The sequence below is a fragment of the Lentzea indica genome, from assembly GCF_012184385.1.
GTDB classification, from domain to species: domain Bacteria; phylum Actinomycetota; class Actinomycetes; order Mycobacteriales; family Pseudonocardiaceae; genus Lentzea; species Lentzea indica.
Genome location: NZ_VSRL01000605.1, coordinates 1 through 614, shown reverse-complemented (window position 1 = coordinate 614; position 614 = coordinate 1). Strand labels below are relative to the sequence as shown.

General features: G+C 55.0%; 1 protein-coding gene. It reads right to left on the bottom strand.

Going from position 1 to position 614, the window contains the following annotated elements; genetic code table 11:
• Window positions 1–134: 134 nt before the first annotated feature.
• On the bottom strand, window positions 135–614 hold a 480-nt coding region (locus FXN61_RS49910), incomplete at its 5' end, for a tyrosine-type recombinase/integrase (RefSeq protein WP_223165936.1).

Sequence of the window (614 nt, the reverse complement as noted above, 5' to 3'; positions counted from 1 at the left end):
CGCGTTCTGCAAGGAGTGGCACCAGGTCCGTGGTCTGGAACATGTCGCGAGTTGCCATCAATTTGCGCAGATTCCATCGGGTCCCCATCTTTTTGATCACTATTGCATCTCCCATAGATCGGCGTGGCGTTTCTTCAAAGACCTCTGCACAAGACGGTTTCTGTACTCGTCAGACACGCCGGATAGATGGCAGTTGTCGAAGCATATTCATGACCGACTTGGTCCTGCACAAAGCGTTCCGGATAATCGAACTCTAGAAGGTGGGTAACATAGCTGTGTCGAAGGCTGTGCAGGTCAAGCTCTTCAGAGATTCCAGCGATTTTACGGGCGGTTTCAAAGGCTTCGTCAAGACGCCTCAGTGAAATACGCCCTCGTCTCTCAGTGACCCAAAGAGCGGGATGATTCCCCGGCGAGAAGCGGGGTCGGACCTCTTCTAGGTAATGACCGAGAACATCCACACCCCAGTCGAATTCTGGGACGGTCAGTACAGTGCGTCGCTTTGGCGGGCCACCCTTGGACGCCTTCCCGTAACGCACAAATAGAGCTCCGAAGCGCCCGTAGTCCGGAAGCTTCGAGTTGCGCCGCAGATCGGGCAGATCCAGCCTAGCTGCTTC